The 16,712-nt window shown below is 68.7% G+C and carries 26 protein-coding genes, 2 tRNA genes and 1 other RNA gene; 26 read left to right on the top strand and 3 right to left on the bottom strand.

All coding sequences use genetic code 11. From position 1 onward, the window contains the following. Positions 1–54: 54 nt before the first annotated feature. Genes ABN028_RS19775 through ABN028_RS19765 form a run of 3 tightly spaced genes read right to left on the bottom strand, consistent with a single transcriptional unit; the run spans position 55 to position 2,433 of the window. Positions 55–1,254, bottom strand: a complete 1,200-nt coding sequence (locus tag ABN028_RS19775) for a hypothetical protein (RefSeq protein ID WP_349697627.1) — start codon at positions 1,252–1,254, stop codon at positions 55–57. Next, positions 1,251–1,586, bottom strand: a complete 336-nt coding sequence (locus ABN028_RS19770) for a hypothetical protein (RefSeq protein WP_349697626.1) — start codon at positions 1,584–1,586, stop codon at positions 1,251–1,253. The genes ABN028_RS19775 and ABN028_RS19770 overlap by 4 nt, the downstream gene beginning before the upstream one ends. A gap of 49 nt (positions 1,587–1,635) precedes the next feature. Then, positions 1,636–2,433, bottom strand: a complete 798-nt coding sequence (locus ABN028_RS19765; RefSeq protein WP_349697625.1) for an RNA polymerase sigma factor — start codon at positions 2,431–2,433, stop codon at positions 1,636–1,638. 148 nt (positions 2,434–2,581) lie between these two features. Here ABN028_RS19765 and ABN028_RS19760 point away from each other — a divergent pair, with 148 nt between their 5' ends. From ABN028_RS19760 to ABN028_RS19635, 26 genes are all read left to right on the top strand, one after another. Continuing rightward, positions 2,582–3,658, top strand: coding sequence for a hypothetical protein (locus tag ABN028_RS19760; RefSeq protein ID WP_349697624.1), 1,077 nt, complete (start codon positions 2,582–2,584; stop codon positions 3,656–3,658). Beyond that, the gene (locus tag ABN028_RS19755; RefSeq protein WP_349697623.1) at positions 3,655–3,957 is read left to right on the top strand and encodes a hypothetical protein; all 303 of its coding nucleotides are present in this window, start codon (positions 3,655–3,657) and stop codon (positions 3,955–3,957) included. The genes ABN028_RS19760 and ABN028_RS19755 overlap by 4 nt, the downstream gene beginning before the upstream one ends. Positions 3,958–4,236: 279 nt before the next feature. Continuing rightward, positions 4,237–4,776 (top strand): DUF3263 domain-containing protein, encoded by a 540-nt coding sequence (locus ABN028_RS19750; RefSeq protein ID WP_349697622.1) that lies wholly within the window; start codon positions 4,237–4,239, stop codon positions 4,774–4,776. A gap of 42 nt (positions 4,777–4,818) precedes the next feature. Continuing rightward, positions 4,819–5,268, top strand: coding sequence for a hypothetical protein (locus ABN028_RS19745; RefSeq protein WP_349697621.1), 450 nt, complete (start codon positions 4,819–4,821; stop codon positions 5,266–5,268). Further along, positions 5,265–7,007, top strand: coding sequence for a DNA cytosine methyltransferase (locus ABN028_RS19740; protein ID WP_349697620.1), 1,743 nt, complete (start codon positions 5,265–5,267; stop codon positions 7,005–7,007). Before ABN028_RS19745 ends, ABN028_RS19740 begins: the two co-directional genes overlap by 4 nt. Positions 7,008–7,027: 20 nt before the next feature. Further along, positions 7,028–7,651, top strand: coding sequence for a hypothetical protein (locus ABN028_RS19735; RefSeq protein ID WP_349697619.1), 624 nt, complete (start codon positions 7,028–7,030; stop codon positions 7,649–7,651). Next, positions 7,648–8,529, top strand: coding sequence for a hypothetical protein (locus ABN028_RS19730; protein ID WP_349697618.1), 882 nt, complete (start codon positions 7,648–7,650; stop codon positions 8,527–8,529). Before ABN028_RS19735 ends, ABN028_RS19730 begins: the two co-directional genes overlap by 4 nt. Beyond that, positions 8,526–8,867, top strand: a complete 342-nt coding sequence (locus ABN028_RS19725) for a hypothetical protein (RefSeq protein ID WP_349697617.1) — start codon at positions 8,526–8,528, stop codon at positions 8,865–8,867. The genes ABN028_RS19730 and ABN028_RS19725 overlap by 4 nt, the downstream gene beginning before the upstream one ends. Then, positions 8,864–9,292: an ASCH domain-containing protein gene (locus tag ABN028_RS19720; protein WP_349697616.1), complete on the top strand. Its 429-nt coding sequence runs from the start codon at positions 8,864–8,866 to the stop codon at positions 9,290–9,292. The genes ABN028_RS19725 and ABN028_RS19720 overlap by 4 nt, the downstream gene beginning before the upstream one ends. Continuing rightward, positions 9,289–9,525, top strand: coding sequence for a hypothetical protein (locus ABN028_RS19715; protein WP_349697615.1), 237 nt, complete (start codon positions 9,289–9,291; stop codon positions 9,523–9,525). The genes ABN028_RS19720 and ABN028_RS19715 overlap by 4 nt, the downstream gene beginning before the upstream one ends. After that, positions 9,525–9,923, top strand: a complete 399-nt coding sequence (locus ABN028_RS19710) for a hypothetical protein (protein ID WP_349697614.1) — start codon at positions 9,525–9,527, stop codon at positions 9,921–9,923. Before ABN028_RS19715 ends, ABN028_RS19710 begins: the two co-directional genes overlap by 1 nt. A gap of 81 nt (positions 9,924–10,004) precedes the next feature. Next, positions 10,005–10,475 (top strand): hypothetical protein, encoded by a 471-nt coding sequence (locus tag ABN028_RS19705; protein ID WP_349697613.1) that lies wholly within the window; start codon positions 10,005–10,007, stop codon positions 10,473–10,475. 59 nt (positions 10,476–10,534) lie between these two features. Then, entirely contained in the window at positions 10,535–10,765 is a 231-nt protein-coding gene (locus tag ABN028_RS19700) for a hypothetical protein (RefSeq protein WP_349697612.1), read from the top strand. 2 nt (positions 10,766–10,767) lie between these two features. Continuing rightward, a complete protein-coding gene (locus tag ABN028_RS19695) occupies positions 10,768–10,944 on the top strand; it encodes a hypothetical protein (protein ID WP_349697611.1) in 177 nt (58 codons plus the stop codon). 94 nt (positions 10,945–11,038) lie between these two features. Next, positions 11,039–11,779, top strand: a complete 741-nt coding sequence (locus tag ABN028_RS19690) for a hypothetical protein (RefSeq protein WP_349697610.1) — start codon at positions 11,039–11,041, stop codon at positions 11,777–11,779. 75 nt (positions 11,780–11,854) lie between these two features. Continuing rightward, a complete protein-coding gene (locus tag ABN028_RS19685) occupies positions 11,855–12,739 on the top strand; it encodes a hypothetical protein (protein WP_349697609.1) in 885 nt (294 codons plus the stop codon). Between the two features lie 11 nt (positions 12,740–12,750). Continuing rightward, positions 12,751–13,014 carry a hypothetical protein gene (locus ABN028_RS19680; RefSeq protein ID WP_349697608.1) on the top strand — a complete coding sequence of 88 codons (264 nt, stop codon included), beginning with the start codon at positions 12,751–12,753 and terminating at the stop codon, positions 13,012–13,014. Beyond that, complete coding sequence (locus tag ABN028_RS19675; protein WP_349697607.1) at positions 13,011–13,532, top strand: hypothetical protein; 522 nt, start codon at positions 13,011–13,013, stop codon at positions 13,530–13,532. The genes ABN028_RS19680 and ABN028_RS19675 overlap by 4 nt, the downstream gene beginning before the upstream one ends. Continuing rightward, positions 13,529–13,966, top strand: coding sequence for a hypothetical protein (locus ABN028_RS19670; protein WP_349697606.1), 438 nt, complete (start codon positions 13,529–13,531; stop codon positions 13,964–13,966). The genes ABN028_RS19675 and ABN028_RS19670 overlap by 4 nt, the downstream gene beginning before the upstream one ends. Positions 13,967–14,043: 77 nt before the next feature. Beyond that, entirely contained in the window at positions 14,044–14,463 is a 420-nt protein-coding gene (locus tag ABN028_RS19665; protein ID WP_349697605.1) for a DUF4326 domain-containing protein, read from the top strand. Beyond that, a complete protein-coding gene (locus ABN028_RS19660) occupies positions 14,450–14,791 on the top strand; it encodes a hypothetical protein (protein ID WP_349697604.1) in 342 nt (113 codons plus the stop codon). Before ABN028_RS19665 ends, ABN028_RS19660 begins: the two co-directional genes overlap by 14 nt. 155 nt (positions 14,792–14,946) lie before the next feature. After that, positions 14,947–15,918, top strand: a complete 972-nt coding sequence (locus ABN028_RS19655) for a hypothetical protein (RefSeq protein ID WP_349697603.1) — start codon at positions 14,947–14,949, stop codon at positions 15,916–15,918. A gap of 102 nt (positions 15,919–16,020) precedes the next feature. Continuing rightward, positions 16,021–16,103, top strand: a transfer-messenger RNA (tmRNA) gene (gene ssrA, locus ABN028_RS19650). A gap of 76 nt (positions 16,104–16,179) precedes the next feature. Then, a complete protein-coding gene (locus ABN028_RS19645; RefSeq protein WP_349697602.1) occupies positions 16,180–16,425 on the top strand; it encodes a hypothetical protein in 246 nt (81 codons plus the stop codon). Positions 16,426–16,457: 32 nt separating this feature from the next. Next, positions 16,458–16,528 (top strand) — tRNA-Glu (locus ABN028_RS19640). An 89-nt stretch (positions 16,529–16,617) separates the two neighbouring features. After that, positions 16,618–16,690: transfer RNA gene (locus ABN028_RS19635), tRNA-Asp, on the top strand. Positions 16,691–16,712 lie beyond the last annotated feature (22 nt).

The raw sequence follows: 16,712 nt of genomic DNA, 5'->3' as shown, positions 1-16,712 counted from the left end.
CTCGACGGCCAGCCACCAGCGAGGGGGACACAGGAAACTGTGGCCCCCTCGTTCTCATTTCGAGTCAAGTGTCGGACCGACCGTCGCTTTCACCGTCACATCGGGCAGCGGCGTGATGTCGACCACGATGGGTCCGCCGCCATCCTCGACGGTCGGAGCCGGATCGGGCAGCCGCGGCACCCGGGGATCCGGGACTGGCAGGTCCTCCGTCGTCGGATCCGGGTCAGGTGTGGGCGACGGTGACGGGGACCGCTCCGGTGTGGGCGCCGGCCGCGGCTCCTCGCTGGACGTATCGGGTGGCGGCTTGGGTTCCCCAGGCGGCGGGTCCGCCTCTGTGTCCTCCAGGATCATGGACATCCCCTGACGTTGAGGAAGCGACGCGGACGAAGGGTCATCATCCGCCTCCACTCCCAGAGTCCCGAGCATCAACCCACCGATGGCAGTGGGGAGCGCCACCAGGTCCCAGGTGGCTGCCGGCGATGCGTACCGGCCCGAGGGTGGTGGAGGAGCCATCGACCGGTTCGACCCAGACCTGAGCACCATCTGGTAGGTCGCGAGCTTCGACCGATCGTTACCCCACAGGACGAACCGGCCCTCCACGACGGCCGACGGGGTCAACTCCCGGTGCGCGGGCTCACTGGACCACTGCCGGGCCGCGCTCGCCGACCTGAACACCTTCACACCCACAAACTCCTTGCCGTACGTGAAGGTGAACGACATCCACCTGCTCCCGATGAACGCCTCGGACAGCATCACCGCACCTTCCCAGTCGGTGCAGCGGGCGCGCAGCTCCCCGATCGGTTCGCAGGACATCTCACCCTGCCGGGCGAACGCCGCGAACTGATCCCCGAGGTACGGCGACTCCATCGGATTGGCCGCCTGCCATGCCCCGATCTGACCGAGCGCGAGACCGATCGTGGCGAGCAGTGCGGCGGCCGCGCCTACCGCTGCCTGGCGTCGCCACGCACGGGTCGGCAGCTGCCCTGGCGGCTCGCTGACAGGCTCGAGGTCGGCGGCAAGGTCGACGTCCGGCGCGTCAGGCAGGTGTGCCCGCACGAGGGCGCGCACCCTGTCGGTCCGTACTTCCGGCAGGAACCGTCGGGCGGCGTCGACGGCGCTGGCGTACGACTGGTTGGGTGACAGGACCAGGACGGGGCCGATCTCGTCGTCGTCGACCCAGACGGCGTCCACGCCAAGGTCCTCGATCATCACCCGGGGCAGCGCTTCGCCCCCGTTCGGCGTGCTCTCGGTCACCCGCGAGGCTGCCGCTCGGACCGTCGGCGGCGGACCATCTCGACCGCGCGGGCAGCAATTGTCAGGGCCTGGTCCTCGCTGATCTCTTCGATGTTCGCGATACGGACCTTCCCCCCGTCCACGGAAACCTCGTGGACGAGATCACCGGAACGCTCCTGCTGTCCCGCGGCCGGGGGAGAAGGCGTGGTGGAGTGTTGGAGCTCCCGCAGAATCCTGGCGCGGATCCGGGCGCGGGCCTCTTCTGACTGGTGGACGGCGGGAGCGAGCGCGTGCGCTGCCTGCCGGCACCCTTCGATGGTTGGGTCGGTGACGGGCGTGGTGGGATCGTTCATCGCTTGGTCTAGGCGGTCCGATCGTCGTCTCGGCTTTGGCATGGTTACCTCACCCCGTTGCGCGTGACTGCTTGGCCACGACCGTCTTAACGTCGCGGACTCGGGTTCGGTCACCCGACCGGTCCACCTCATCGTCGAGGACTTCCCTGAGCGTCCGGAGACCGCGGAACGCGAGTTGCTTCACCGCCCCTGGTGACTTCGAGAGGTACGCGGCTGTCTCCGCGACGCTGAGCCCTACCCAGAAGCGGAGCACGAGGACCTCTCTCTGCCGGTCTGGGAGGTGCCGCAGAAGGTTGGCGGCGTCGCGGGCTACCTCCGCCCGTCGTGCCGCTTCCTCCGGGCCGTCTCCTGGCGCGACCTGGCCGAGGGCCATCATGTCGCCGGTGAGGTTCTCCCGGCGTCGGGACGTCCTTCGCCAGTGGTCGGCGATGATGCGGGAGGCGATCCGGCAGAGCCATGCGGAGAAGCCTGCGCCGATGCGCTCGTAGCTGGCGATGTTGCGTGTGACGCGGAGCCAGACGTCGCCGGCTATGTCGTCGGCTGCTGCATGGTCCCCAGTTTTCGAGAACGCGAGGCGGAAGACCTTGTCGGCGTGGATGTCGTAAAGGTGTCCGAGTGCTTCTCCCGATCCTTCGGCGGCTTCGGCAGCGAGCTGCTCGATCGCGTCTGCGTTCCCAGATGGTGGTGCGGCTGGTTCCCCAGGGTTCGGCAGGGTCATGGCTTGCCCCCCAGTCGTACGGTTTGCCTGATAAGTGACGTTCCGTCCTATCACCGCTACACCTCGCGTGACTACCCCCCGCAAGCCGGCGTTTCCCGCGAACGCGAACCCGTGGCCGTTGCCGGCCATCCAGGGTGTGCCTGCTTGACGATCGGATACTACGATCATGGACGCTTCGTCCGAACGAAGTGGAAACAGGGCAGTAGTCGGTATACGATTAGGGGACTTGGAAAGCCCCGCCGGGTAGAGCGACCCGGCCACCACAAAGGACCGTGCGATGCCACGTGCACAGAAAGACCCGTCCCACCCCGACTTCCCCCACGGCACAGACCGCGGCTACTGGCGCGGCTGCAAAGCCGGGTCGCCCTGCCCGACGACCCCGACGTGCGCGAACGCACACGCCCGCGCCGTGAAGAAGGCGAAGTGGCGAGCCGCAGGGATCCTCCCACCCAGCGCCGCGTCCAGGGTTGACGCGCAGTCAGCCCGAGACCACATCGCCAGACTGCTGACCTACAAAGGGGCCAGCGAAGAAGCGATCGCACGAGCCGCCGGGCTGCCGTCCGTCACGCTGAACCAGATCCGCAATCGCGGCGCGAAGAAGCTCTGGCGCCGCACATCGGAAGCGATCCTCGCCGTCACTCCAGCAGCCGTCGCAGCGGAGGTCCGGCTGACCCCATCCGCGCCGTACGCGACGAAGCTGCGCGCCCTCGGCGTCCTCGGCTACTCGGTGCGCTGGTGCTCCCAGCGAAGCGGTGTCAACGCCAGCGAAGTCGCACTCGGCCGCCGACCCACCATCACCCCCCGCGTCCGGCAGGCCCTGGACGCCCTGTTCGACGAGATCAGCGACCGCCCAGCCACCCCGGCTGACGGCATCCCACAGCCGATCATCGACCGCACCATCCGCGAAGCCCGCGCGGCCGGGTACCACCCGCCCGCCTGCTACGACGACGACGGCGAACTCATCCTCCGCGCCATCCCCGGCCACCCCTGGTCGCTGTTCGACGAGCAGGCCGCCCGCAAGCTCGAGACGCTCCGGTCGTACCTGACGGGTTTCCGCACGATCGCCCAGGCAGCCGAGGACGCAGGCGTCACGGAGAAGGAGGTGCAGCGCGTGGCGAAGGCGGCCGGCATCGCCGGCCTCGAAGGCAAACCCCGCCGCGCCGCCACTGCAGCCGTACTCGACGTCATCCACGACGCCGACGACGGGCACCTGGACATCGTGCACGCCGCGCTGAAGCTCGGCCTGCTGAGCCCCCACGCCACCACGGCGCCGAAGGACCACCCCGGGATCGAGGCGTACTACGCCGAATTGCGCGAGCAGAAGAAGCCCCACGACGGCGAGGAGGCAGCGTGACCCCAACCCTGCACGGTAGACGGGGCAGAGCCATCCCAACCCCGGTCACACGGCTCCTCGTCATCCTGCCGTCCGACCAGCCCGTCACCGTCGCCAAGGCGGCGATCCTCGCCCACCGCGCCGGGATGGAGGTCGACGACCGAGACGGCGTCCCGTACGTCGGACCCCGCCCGGTCGGCGCGATGCTCCGCACACTCCGCCGCAACGGCTGGGTGACCGTCCGCCGACGCGGCGACGTCGCCGTCTACCTGCGCACCCCGGCAGGGGAGGACGCCGCGAAGTCCGTCGACGAGACGTAACCAACGCCACGCCCGTAGCGTTGTGAATCGGCGCGGGCCCAAGCACCCCGGGTCCCGCAGCTCGGCCCATCCCCCGTGGGCAGCCTGATAGGTGAGGGCGCCCGTCTCAACTCCCCGAGACGGGCGCCCTCACTGTGTCTGGAACCCGGCTGTTCCACTTGCCGAACCGCAGCAAGCGGTATACATTTCTCGGGACAGGTCTCGACAGAGCGAACGAGACGTAAAACGCACACACGAGCGAGTGTGCGAGCCACAAACCACAACAGAAGGCGGCACCCGGTGACCACCATTCTCCGCGACGAACTACACCGCGACTCCCGCGGAACCGTCCATGCCGTGTACGACGACAACGGAGCCCGCATCGGCTCGATCGTCCGGCAGGACGCCCGCCCCCACACCCCGTTCGGGCCGATGCCGGAACGCTGGTACGTGTCCGACGCCGGCAACGGTGTCCGCGTCAGCTCCGCCACCGGCTACGACTCGGCAGACGCCGCGATCACCGCGATCCGCAACACCCGGGACACCTCGCCAGCGCTGGCGCGAACCGAGTCCGGCCTGACACGACGCGACGAGACCGTCCTCATCATCGAACGGACCCGGTTCGTCCAGCCGGGCGCGAAGCAGCAGGCAATCGTCGAGGCCGGCTTCACCCCGCACGGCTACGCCCGCCGCCTGGCGTACCTCATCAACGAGCCCGACCCCGACGACGCCGAAGAGGTCGCGCTCGCCCACGCCGTCGAAGCGTTCGACCCGCTCCTCGTGAAGCGGCTCCGCCGCCTCCGCGACCGGCACACCCGTGCCGGTGCCCGCTCCGCCTGACCCCGCAACCCCACCGCACCCACCACACCCGGAGTGAACCCCGTGACTGCCGCATCCCTGCCTGAGGCGCCCGACGTTGGTCGGGCCCTGGCCGCCCTGTACGACCTGGCCGACGTCCTCCGCGCCCGCCGACCCTCCGTGACCGCTGTCCGCTTCGGCACCAGCTACGTCCCCATCTCCGACCTGGACGAGGCCGCCGTCATGTTCGCCGCGTTCGGGTTCCGCCCGGCACCGGTCACGGTGCATGTCACGGACGAGGACACGATGCGCGCCGCCGCCGCCGCTGTCGGCGCCGCTGTGCTGCCGCACTTCGCAGTCGCGGCCCCCGCCGGCATACCCATCCTGATCCAATGCGTGACCAACCCCCCACCCAAAGACGTTAGTCAGGGCAGGAACACCGCACCCACCACACAGTGGATTTTGCGGGCGGTGCCCACGTCGAGCGAGCGTGGGCCCGCCCGCACCACCACACCGGACGGAGACGACCGGTGAGCACCATTACCACCCCCGTCCGAGGTCGGGCCACCAAGCGGCACTCGCTCATGCAGTGGGTCGACGAGCTGACAATGTTCGACGAGTTCGCCGGAGCCGGCGGCAGCAGCCAAGGCGCCGCCCGCGTCCCCGGGATTCACCTGGTGTTCGCCGCGAACCACAACAAGTGGGCCATCGCCAGCCACCAGGCCAACTTCCCCGACGTCGACCACTTCGACCAGAACGTCCAGGACACCGACATCACCCGGTTCCCGTACGCCGCCTTCTTCTGGGCGTCACCGGCCTGCCCGGAGTGGACCGACGCGAAGGGCAAGAAGCGCACCTTCGACAAGTCGAACCAGACGACCATCTTCGACGGCGAACCAGTCTCAGCCGAGGACCAGCGGGCGATGCGGTCCCGGGCCCTCATGGAGGAGGTCCCGCGCTACCTGCGGCACTGGGTCGGCCGCGGCCGCCCCGTCCTCGCCGGGGTCGTGGAGAACGTCATCCAGTGCCGCCAGTGGGACGAGTGGAAACGGTGGATCGACGACTTCCACTCCATGGGCTACGAGACCCGCGTCATCGCCTTCAACTCCATGCACGCCACCGCGCCGAAGTCGAAGCGTGCCCCGCAGTCCCGCGACCGGCTGTACGTCGCGTACTGGAGGAAAGAGCTCGCGCGCAAGCCCGACTGGAACAAGTGGCTCCGCCCCCGCGCGTACTGCCCGACCTGCGACGACACCGTCAACGCGATGCAGGTGTTCAAGAACCCCAAGAACGACATGGGCCGGTACCGCACCCAGTACGTCTACCGGTGCCCGAGGGTGACGTGCCGGCACCAGGTCGTCGAGCCGGGCGTCGAGGCGGCACTCGCGGCGATCGACTGGTCCATCCCCGCCGAGACGATCGGCGCGCGGGCAGAGCGGGGAGACCCGCTAGCGGCGAACACCGTCGGCAGGGTCAACGCCGGCATCGTGAAGTACGCCGGGCCGATCACGGCGGAGGTCGCCGGCAACACGTTCGAGCGGCGGCCGGGCGTCCGCACGTGGCCGATCACCTCGCCGATCACGACACAGACCACGACACGGACAAAGGCCATCGCCTTCCCACCGCTCCTGGTGCCCAACGAGGGCCGGGACGGCAAGCTCGCGCGTCCCGCGACGCTGCCCGCTCGCACGATGACGACCAGGCGGGAGACCGGACTCGCGTTCCTACCGTTCGTCGACACCGCCCGCAACCACGCCGACGGAACCGCCATCACCGAACCCGTCGCGACCGTCTCCGCCGGGGGCAACCACCACTTCCTGTGCTCGCCCCCCATCGGCGCCATGGTCCTGCGCAACAACGGATCCAAAGGCGACGGGTCGGAGCACTGCACCCCGGTCACCGAGGAGTTCCGCACCATGACGACCAAGGGACACCAGTCCCTTGCCGTCTGGCAGCACCTGCTCGTGCCGTACTACAGCAACGGCCAGGCGTACCCGGCCACGGACCCGTTCGGCGCCCTGTCGACCCGCGACCGGTACGCCCTGGCGTCCGCGACGCTCGACATCGACATCAACGACGTCCTTTACCGAATGCTCGAACCGCACGAGATCGGCGCGGCGATGGCGTTCGCGGAGGACTACATCATTCTCGGCACGTCGAAGGCCATCAAGACGATGCAGTACGGCAACGCCGTCACCCCGCCCGTCGCGGAGATCATCGTCTCCGCCCTTTGCGAAGCGATCACGCAGCAGGATTACGAGCTGGCCGCATGACCCGGAAGGACGACGGAACTATGAAGCCAGACGGCGCGCCGCCTTACCCCGAGTACGAGCAGCTGCTCGCCGAAGCGCGCAGCCGAGACACTGGGTTCGTTGACCCTGCCCGGTTGCGCGACGTGGAGCAGCTCGTGTGGCGGCGTGGCTACGACTGGTGCTGCTCCGTCCTTGGCAAGGCGCCCGACCGCCGGACGTGGCGCGAGTCCCTGCTCCTTCTGGCCGCCGATCGGGCCAACATCGACCCGCCGCTCCCCGCGGCGATCGTGGAGGCCCGCGAGGAGCGCGCGCGGTGGGAGGCGGAGGTCGAGGCCCGCCGGAACGCCGTCCTCGAGCGCGATGCCGCCCGGTGGGCCGAGGCACGCACCGGCTGCACCGTCGACCTCGAAGTGCGCCCCAACACGAAGGGACGCCGGTACGGCACCGGGTATGCCGTCGGCGCCCTGTGCCACGCCGTACCCGTCACCAACGCCCTGTCAGGAAGCGCACGGAGGCCGCGCCTCCACCGCGCCGGCCGGCCGCTGTGCGAGACCCCCAACAAGGCCCGCCCGGTCGTCTTGGGCGAGCCGACCGACCAGCCGGCGACCTGCGTCGCCTGCCTCAACCGAACCCCACACATCCGACCGGAGGAGCAAGACCGATGACAGTCGAAGAAACCCGGCTCGCGGCGATCGAGACCATCGCCCGCGCCCTGGAACACGAGAAGACCCTGGAACGGCCGGAGTGTCCCGGCTGCGGCGAAGGATGCGCCGGGCACTCCGAGGAGGAGGAGTGCTCCGAGTGCATGGGCCCGTGGCCCTGCTCGAAGGCCGTGAAGGTGCTTGACGTCCTGGAGGCATTCGGCCTGACCGTCACGACCGCGGCCCTGTACGAGAGCCTGCTCGCCGAGAACGCCCTGCTGCGGCGGCCGATGGCCAAGTACACCCAGGCCGGCGACCTGGAGCCCGGCTGGATACCAGCAGACGCCGGCCGGTTGCACGAGTTGGAGGCCGTCGAGACCGAAGCCGACCATCTGAGGAAGCAGGTCCGGGCTGTCCGTGCATTCGCCGCAGAGCACGAGATGGGGGCCCTCCGCTGGGCGGAGCCGCTGCCCGTCCCGGCGTGGATCCCGCAGCTTCGCCAGGTCGTCGACGGCGACCACCAGGCGGAGGCGTGCACCGGCATCTCGGCCGAATGGTGCCCCAACCACGGCACCTGCCGCTGCCCGGAGGACGAGCACGGGAACCGACCTGCGCTCGACCACCCGGATTGCCCCCTACACGCACCCGAGAGCGCCCACGGAGAAGCCCCGCCCGTCGAGCCCGCGGACGAGTTGGAGCGGCTCCGGCACGACTCGGCGATGTGGGAGGGCGCGTGCCAGAACGCCCGCGCCACGATCGCCCGCGTCCGCGAGTTGTCCGACCAATGGTCCAAGGAGGCCAACGACGGCGATCTCGGATGGCGGCTGACCCTGCAGGAACTCAACGGCCGACTGGCCGAAGCCCTCGACGACACGATCGGACAGGAGGACACCCCGGTATGACCACGACCGAGAAGGCGCCGAAGCTCCGCGCGTGGGACGACGACATCGGCGTTAGCGTCGCCGGCACCTCGGATCCGGCAAAGGCCGCCGAGTTCCTGAACAGATGGCACGCCTGGGACGAGTGCTGCATGCTCAGCAAGGGCGACCAGTGCGACTTCGCCGACCAGGCCACGTACGCGGGCATCGACCCAACGAAGCGGCACCGGGTCCGCTGGTACCGCATGGTTCCCGGCTGCCCTGCCTGGTGCGGCGAGGGCCACCGCAGCCACATCCACGACGCCAAGCCGCACGCACGCGGGGCATTCCCCGTCGTCGAGTGGTTCCACGGCACGAGATGAGAGCCCTCACCGTACGGCAGCCGTGGGCATGGGCGATCATCCACGGCGGCAAAAGCATCGAGAACCGGCGCACCCTGTGGCGCTACCGCGGCCAGCTCGCGATCCACGCAGGCGTCGCGAAGTCAGCCGCAGGCATGCGGGACGAACACGTCCGCGCGGCATGGTCGGGTAAACACGGACCCGAAGTTGACCCGCTCTCGGACCTCGCGCTCGGCGCGATCGTCGGCGTCGTCGACCTGGTCGACATCCACCGTGACGCCGACTGCTGTCGGCCGTGGGGCATGTCGGCGTACGACGGCGCGGGAGGTGTCACGCATCTGGTGCTGGAGAACCCGCGCCCGGTCGAGCCGATCCTGTGCACCGGCAGCCTTGGGCTGTGGCGACCTGACGACGAACTACTCACACGATTGGAGGCAGCGTCATGAGCGCCCCCGCAGGATTGGACCAAGCGTTGCACTCCGGACGCCGTGAGTCGGCTGTCGCGTACAACGACGACGGCTGGCTGTGCCTGGACTGCGATCTGTCCGGCACCGCACTGGCCGCACCGCTCGCCAAGGTCGGCGCGATCGAGCACGTCCGAAGGAAGCACCGGAGGCAGACACTCGAGCTGCGACCGGTCGCCGTGGACGGCGCCAAAGACGAGGCGGTGACGGGCTGATGGCTTCCGAGGCGTTGGACCACGTGCTACGCCCTCCGCTGCCGTGGCGGAAAGAGTCGTTGACCGAGTGCGGCTTGGATCCCGCGAGTTTCCAGACCATCACCCGCGACGAGTTCATCGCGAAGGTGAAGGACCTGGGGCAGAAGCGGTCCGCGATGACGACGTGCATGACCTGTTGGGACACGGCACGGCGCTGGCCGACCTGGGAGCAGGACCCACCGCGCCGGCTGTCCCGAGAGGTCAAGTGGGGTGGCCATGGTGACGACCAGTTCACGCGCGAGCTGTACGCCATCACCGCGTTGATCGAGGCCCACAGGGAAGAGTTCGACGACTATCTCGCGGGCCTGGAGACGACGGTGAGCCTGCAGGAGCGGCGTCGGGAGAGGCGTGCCCGGTGAATCCGGCGGTTCGGTAGACGTGCGTACGACGGTCGTATACGATCGTCGTACAAGTTCAGGTCGTACGCACGAAAGGCAACCATGAACCCCGAGCGAATCCAGTTCCGCACAGGCGACCCCCTCGCCGCCAAACTCGCCGAACGCACCCCCGCTGACGCGAAGCCCGACCTGATCGCCCGCCGCGACCTCGAACGCTTCTACGGACTGCTCGCCGCCGAGCTGCGCACCCTCAAGCTCACCGATGCCGAGGCGTACGTCATCGTCGACGCACTCAACGGCACCTACCTCGACGACCTCACCACCGCCCTCTACGTGCACAGCGAGATCGCCGAAGCCGTCCGCATCGACGACCTGGACAAGAAGCACGGCGTCCCAGACCGCGACACGTTCCTCAAGCGCATCGCCGCCTGGACACCCGCGCAGCGGTTCGCCGTCGCCGACGCCGTGCAGCGCTGGTGGATCGGAGGCGAGTGGGGCGGCACCGACCTGGACAACTTCCGCCGCGTCGGACTCGTCCGCGACGAAGCCATCCCCGCCACAGCCGACAACTGAACCCCAAGAAGCGACCCGGGCAGAGCGACCCGGCAACCACGAGAAAGGAAGGCCCAACCGTGGCCACCACCTACACCGCGACCCGCCTCGACGGACCGCGCGGAGAGATCCGCTTCCGCAGCATCGACGCCCTGGTCCGCAAGCTGGGCGGACGCTCCTACGACATCGAGCACGACCCCCGCTTCGACCCGCCGAACCGGACCCTGATGGTCCTCCGCAAGGACAGGCACGGGACCCACGTCCTGGCCCGCGTCATCGTCCCGGCCGAAGCTGTCAAGGCAGGAGAGTAGCCATGTCGAAGACGTACTACGAAACCGCAAAGGGCCTGAAGATCTCCAAGGCCGAGGCAAAGCGGGTCATCATGGTCGTGCACGGCATGACCAAGGCGGACTGGAAGCTGTTCAAGAAGGAGCGCGGTAACCACGCCACCTACGACGCACAGAAGGTCCTGGACTGGCTGGGCTACTGACCGGCACCGCTTGACCGGAAAACGTACACCGATTAGCGTCTGATTCTGACCCGGGTAGAGCGACCCGACACCACGAGAACAAGGAGCGTTTCCCGTGCTGCACACCATTTACGGCCGAGTGACCCGCGCCACCATCGAAACCCGCAGCGTCCGACTCACAGTGGAAGTGCCCGACGGCGCCGACGCTGCCGACGTCGCCGCAGCCCAACTCGACGCGGCACTCGGACGGAACTGGGACGGCATCGGAGGGGCCAGCCTCGCGCTCCCAAGCGTCGAGCACGGCAACCACTCCCTCGTGTCGCTGCTGCCCGTCGACCAGCCGTGCGACACCTGCGCCGGCCGCCGCTGGGTCCGCGCACACCCCGGCTCCGACGACCAGGCCGTCCCATCCGGCCCGGTCGAGAACCGCTTCTGGGTCCGCCCCTGCGACTGCGCCGAAGGCGTCCTGGACCCGTTCGCGGCCGGTCACCTCGCGGGGGAGGACACCGGATACCCCGTCCTCCCCGCCCCCGCCTGGCCCGGCGACCAGCTCCGCCCGTACCTCGCCGACGTGCCAGCCGGATGGCTCCACGACGGCGGCGGCATCCTCGCCACACTCGAACTGCCCGCCACGACCACCCCCGACCCGGCGCCGGCCGACGAGCCGGTGCTACTCGCTGCCCGCCACCCCGAACGCGGAAAGGTCCATGCCTTCGCGTACAGCGGCGACCGGTCCCTCTGCGGCGTCGACCGCGCCGACACTTGGGAGACGGTTGGCGAGTTCGACCCCGCCGGAGACCTCGGCGACCCGTGCCACAACTGCAGCCGGTTCGCCTCCGAACCCGTCGACGCCTGACCTGCACCACCCGAGCAGCACCCCCGGCACGAGCGAGCCGGGGAACCACCACAAGAGACAGGGGAAATCCCGCCCATGAACGACTACCCAGAGATCGCCGAGCGGTTCGCCCGCGAGACGGCCAAGCATGAGATGACCGTCCTGCACGACGACGGCCTGTACCGCCACCTGCGGTTCGCCGACCCCGCCAACATGTTCTATGGCTTCGACCTCATCACCCTGCCCGGGACACTCATCGCAAGGTTCAGCGGCGAGGCGTACGTGTTCTCCCGGGAGCCGGACATGTTCGAGTTCTTCCGCCACCAGCGCGGCTACACCGCCGACATCAACCCCGGCTACTGGGCACAGAAGCTCAGCGGCGGACACGACAGCGCCATGCGCTACGACCACGAGATATTCGAGCGCAAGGTCAAGGAGTACGTCGCGGACGACATCCGATGCGGCAACGCCCCCCGCGGCATCAGCCGTGTCATCAAGGAGTTCCTCGCCGAAGCCCCCAGCACATGGGAGGGCGGCGCCCGGGAGGCGCTGGAAGGCTTCGCCTACTACGTCGACGAGGACGACCGGTACGACTACAACAAGCAACCCGACTACATGTTCCACGACACATGGGAGTGGAACCTGCGCGACTACCACTGGGCGTTCCTGTGGACGTGCCACGCCATCGTCTGGGGCATCGCCAAGTACGACGAGGCCAAAGCCGCCGCCAGCACTCCAGAGAAGTTCACCGAGGCCGACCGGCTGCAGCGCGATCTCGACGACGCGCTCGCCGCCGAGATCGAACTACTCGGCAAGGTCGCCGCAGCCCGCAAACTCGCCGAGGTCCTGTTCCATCGCGACGCCCCAGGTGATGACGACATCGCCACATCGCTGACCGCAGTGCTCGACGGCAAGGTCACGATCGCCGAGATCGGCGCCCACCTCGACCGCATGCGCGCGCGGGAGAGGGCGACAGCCTGATGACAACCACCATGACCAACAGAGACGACGTCCGCCAGCGCGACCGGCTCGCGGCCGACCTCGAGCTGATGCTCTGTACGCACGTCTGGGATCAGATGGGCCCCATCCGCCTCGGCGGGGAGCCGTTCGACGTCCTCTGCTCCGACGAGGGGCCCGACGGTTTCGACGACGACACGGTCCTCCTGCGCCGCAGGTCCGACGGCGCCGTCTTCGTGGCCGACATCGAGGTCACCCTCAGCCCCGTCAGTGTCCCGGAAGGATCCACCCGCCAATGACCACCAAGACAGACGCATCCGTCGGCGAGTTCGTCCTCATCAGGACCGGCGTAGACAACCGCGGCGAGCCCGTGACAGTGATGGGGGAGAGAGTCGCCCGCGGGATCGTCCTCGTGCCGCACGTCGACACCGACTGCCGACTCAACGGCCAGTGGGACCTGATCCACGAGCAGAGCTGCCGCCCGTTCACACAGTGGCCAGTCGAGGACGTGCAGGATCTGCGTGACCTGGCGGCATCGCTCGCGTCGGCAGGTGACTGGACTGTGCCGTTTGAGGACGTGCCTGCACAGACTCGGCAGGCAGCCACATCCGCGCTGACCGCGTTCTTCGTGGACAGGGGGCGGTTGGCCAGCGACGGCGGACTGCCGTTCCACCCAGAGGGCGACCGCTGCACGACCTGCGCAACCGACTTCGAGCTCGAGGAGGCACTCGCCGGCCGTGCCCACGCGACGATCCACTGGCAGTCGCGTTGCCCGATCAGTGACCCGTCAACCCCGGAAGGATCCACCCGCCCATGACCACCACAACCGCTGAGCGCCTCCTCGCAGTCGAGGTGCCGCTGCAGTCAGGATCAGTCGCAGTGCAAGCCGAGCGCCTACTGCCGGGCATTGCCCTGCAGCCGCAGGTACGCGGGGTCAAGTCGGAACGGTTCGACGGGCACCTGTTCACCGGCCTATGGCATCTGGTGCATATCCCCAGCGGGCGCCTACTCACGCACACAGCCGTCCCCAAGCCGACCGATCTGCGGCACGTGGCGTCGTCCCTGGCTGCCGCTGGACTCAACTGGGATGTCCCCATGGAGGAGATCACCGAGAAGCACCGGCAGACGGTCGTCGACGCGCTGCGGCCGATGTACCGGCGAGTGTTGGCAGACCTGCCCGACGAGGGGAGACCCGTCGACGTCGACCCGTTCGGCGTCGTCATCTACGACGCAGGCGGCGACGACTGGTAAGCCGTCAACCACACAGTCTGCATGACCCCGGGAGAGCGACCGGGGAAGGCGCCACACACCGAAGGAGCACACCCCTGATGGAATGCACGACCACGCCACGGCGGGTCCAACGCACCCGCCGGAGAGGCGAGCCGGGAATGCCACCCGGGGCTAAGTACATCGGACGCGGCTCCCGCCACGGCAACCGGTTCAAGGTCGGCGAACCTCTCCCATGGCCGTACAGCGCCCGGTTCGATGAGCCGGTCCTGATCGCCGACCGTCAGATGGCGGTCCTCTGGTACGCGCTCGACCTGAAAGCGACCGTCGGCGCGCTCTACTTGGCGTGCCGCGACCTAGCTGGCCACGACCTCGCCTGCTGGTGCGCTGAGGGCGACCTCTGCCACGGTGACGTCCTCCTGCCGGTGACCAACGCACCGGAGGACAGCGCCGAGCAGATGCTCGACATCGTGATCAGCGTCCTGGCGTACGGGAGGGAGTTCCCGTATGGGCCTGCGTGACGAGCTGCTCGCCGAAGTGGGCGAGCAGTTCACGATCCCGACTGCGCAGCGGCTCGCGCACGACACACTCGGCCCGACAATCGCCGCACGAATCCAGTGGGACGCGGACGGGAACGGCACCCTCACCGATGGGCAAACCACGCTGACGCTGCGGTGCGATGACGAGGTTGAGGAGCCGATGCTCCTCGTCGGTGTCCCGTGCCCGTACGAGCCCGACTGCCGGGGCCCGGCGTGGGACCGGTTGTCGAGCGTCCGCGACCTGGTCGACGTCATCGACCGGGGCTCGTGCGACGACCCGCTGTGCGACGTGCACGACGAGGGATGGTGACAAGCAAGCACCGGATGTTCGCCCCGCACTGTGGATTGGTGCGGGGCGTACGTGTTTTGTGGGGCACTCAGGCAGACAGGTAATCGTATACCTGCTATTGTCTGGTTTGTCGGGCAGAGCGACCCGACCACCAACCCACACAGAAAGCACTCCCGATGAACAACGCCCTCCGCCGGACCCTCGCTGCCCTCACTGCCGCAGCAGCCGCCGCAACCATCGCAGTCGCCTGCACCCCCAAGCCAGCGAACGCGGCCGAGACCGCGAACTACAGCACCGCCCTCGCCGTGACCACCCTCCAGGCAGTCGAAGCCAGCGGACTCACCCCCGTCCTACGACTGCCTGCCCGCACCATGGCGAAGGGGGAGCGGATTTTGCTGACCGCCCGCCTGGCCGGCACGTCCAACGCCACGATGTACCCGCGCATGGCGGTCCGGCTGGACGCGATCTCCGGGGCCACGATCCTGCGGAGCCCGGTCAAGTCCATCAACCACGACGGCAAGGCGTACGGCGTCCAGGCCGTCGCCCTGCGCTGGCTGCTCACCGCACCTGTCGACGGCACCTACGCCATCACCATGCGGGGGGAAGCGACCACCTACCTCAACACCGCGACCACCCGCCTGACGATCGACCCGGCCATGACCTACCTCAAGGCATCCACCGTCGGCCAGAAGTCCATCCAGTGGGGCGAGACGGCCGAGGACTGTGTAGGCCGGGTCAACCACCCCGCCCCGGACGTGGCCGCCTGTAAGACCAAGCGCACCTCCACGAGCGCCCTGCCCAAGACCATCACCCGCCCGACAGGCGTCAAGGCCGTGACCGTGGTCGGGGACGTGGAACTGTCCCGCGAGTACGGGTCCTACCCGGGCGGCTCGTCCAAGGTCAACGTGTCCCTGACCGTCAACGTCCGCACATCGACCGGGAAGGTGTGCGCAACCAAGACCGTCACCAAGACCGGTCTGGTCATCACGTCCAGGAAGCATCACTTCCACCAGCAGCTCACCGCGTCGAGCGTGCCGACCACGTGCGGCGGCAAGATCACCACCGCGGTCAAGGTCACCCACGTGTCCGGCAACCCGGTCGGCATCCACGGCGAGAAGGAGTCCAACGGCATCGCGCTGATGGGCTGACACCCCGAGTCGCGAGCAAGGGCCGTCCCTACGGGGGCGGCCTTTCGCGATTCCTCTTGCGCCGGAAACGTACACCGACTACTGTGGGCCTTGTTCCACCCAGGGGGTGAACAGGTTTCGACGGAAGAGGAAAACCGCACGCCGGACCTCTCCGGAGACGGGTTCGAATCCCGTCACCTCCACCGCAGGACCCCCGCCGTGTGCGGGTCAACCAAGGGACCGCAGGCCGCCCGCCTGCTTCGGCTACAGGGCGGTCAGACGGTGAGCGTTGACGAGGGGGAAGGGCGTTCGCGGCACGGCGCGGTCACCCACCACACAGCCCCGGGCAGAGCGACCCGGACCACCGAGACGAAAGGCACGCCGATGCCCAACCTCGAGCCCTGCACCGAGTGCGGCTCCCCGATGAAGCGCGTCCGCGAAGGTCTTGCGTGCACCGACAAGGACTGCGGCGTCCTGTGGGACACGCAGTGCGAGAAGACCGGCGCCTGGATCCTTCGCAAGCGCTGAGACCGTCCACCGCCCGCGCGAGCGGGCACCCAGCCCGGTTCGTCTAACGGCAGGATGCCAGGCCCTCAACCTGGCGATACGGGTTCGACCCCCGTACCGGGTACGCGAGACAAGGAAGGGGTGACGCAATGCGCGCATGAAACAACACTCGCCCGGGGTGCGGTTCTCTAGCCCTCGCCGCATCCCGGCCCTGGCTCCGTAGCGCAGTTGGAAGCGCACCGCCCTGTCACGGCGGAGGTCGCGGGTTCGAGCCCCGTCGGAGTCGCCCCACCCGGCAAGAGCGAGCC

Source organism: Actinopolymorpha sp. B17G11, from assembly GCF_040196095.1.
Taxonomy (GTDB): Bacteria; Actinomycetota; Actinomycetes; order Propionibacteriales; family Actinopolymorphaceae; genus Thermasporomyces.
This window is presented reverse-complemented; position numbering and strand designations above follow the sequence as displayed.

Coding starts and splice junctions, on each gene's coding strand:
- ABN028_RS19760 (WP_349697624.1), top strand. CDS start 2,582: ATGCCACGTGCACAGAAAGACCCGTCCCACCCCGACTTCCCCCACGGC.
- ABN028_RS19660 (WP_349697604.1), top strand. CDS start 14,450: ATGGGCCTGCGTGACGAGCTGCTCGCCGAAGTGGGCGAGCAGTTCACG.
- ABN028_RS19770 (WP_349697626.1), bottom strand. CDS start 1,586: ATGAACGATCCCACCACGCCCGTCACCGACCCAACCATCGAAGGGTGC.
- ABN028_RS19695 (WP_349697611.1), top strand. CDS start 10,768: ATGTCGAAGACGTACTACGAAACCGCAAAGGGCCTGAAGATCTCCAAG.
- ABN028_RS19735 (WP_349697619.1), top strand. CDS start 7,028: ATGAAGCCAGACGGCGCGCCGCCTTACCCCGAGTACGAGCAGCTGCTC.
- ABN028_RS19675 (WP_349697607.1), top strand. CDS start 13,011: ATGACCACCAAGACAGACGCATCCGTCGGCGAGTTCGTCCTCATCAGG.
- ABN028_RS19685 (WP_349697609.1), top strand. CDS start 11,855: ATGAACGACTACCCAGAGATCGCCGAGCGGTTCGCCCGCGAGACGGCC.
- ABN028_RS19730 (WP_349697618.1), top strand. CDS start 7,648: ATGACAGTCGAAGAAACCCGGCTCGCGGCGATCGAGACCATCGCCCGC.
- ABN028_RS19765 (WP_349697625.1), bottom strand. CDS start 2,433: ATGGCCGGCAACGGCCACGGGTTCGCGTTCGCGGGAAACGCCGGCTTG.
- ABN028_RS19670 (WP_349697606.1), top strand. CDS start 13,529: ATGACCACCACAACCGCTGAGCGCCTCCTCGCAGTCGAGGTGCCGCTG.
- ABN028_RS19705 (WP_349697613.1), top strand. CDS start 10,005: ATGAACCCCGAGCGAATCCAGTTCCGCACAGGCGACCCCCTCGCCGCC.
- ABN028_RS19710 (WP_349697614.1), top strand. CDS start 9,525: ATGGCTTCCGAGGCGTTGGACCACGTGCTACGCCCTCCGCTGCCGTGG.
- ABN028_RS19680 (WP_349697608.1), top strand. CDS start 12,751: ATGACCAACAGAGACGACGTCCGCCAGCGCGACCGGCTCGCGGCCGAC.
- ABN028_RS19720 (WP_349697616.1), top strand. CDS start 8,864: ATGAGAGCCCTCACCGTACGGCAGCCGTGGGCATGGGCGATCATCCAC.
- ABN028_RS19655 (WP_349697603.1), top strand. CDS start 14,947: ATGAACAACGCCCTCCGCCGGACCCTCGCTGCCCTCACTGCCGCAGCA.
- ABN028_RS19725 (WP_349697617.1), top strand. CDS start 8,526: ATGACCACGACCGAGAAGGCGCCGAAGCTCCGCGCGTGGGACGACGAC.
- ABN028_RS19665 (WP_349697605.1), top strand. CDS start 14,044: ATGGAATGCACGACCACGCCACGGCGGGTCCAACGCACCCGCCGGAGA.
- ABN028_RS19715 (WP_349697615.1), top strand. CDS start 9,289: ATGAGCGCCCCCGCAGGATTGGACCAAGCGTTGCACTCCGGACGCCGT.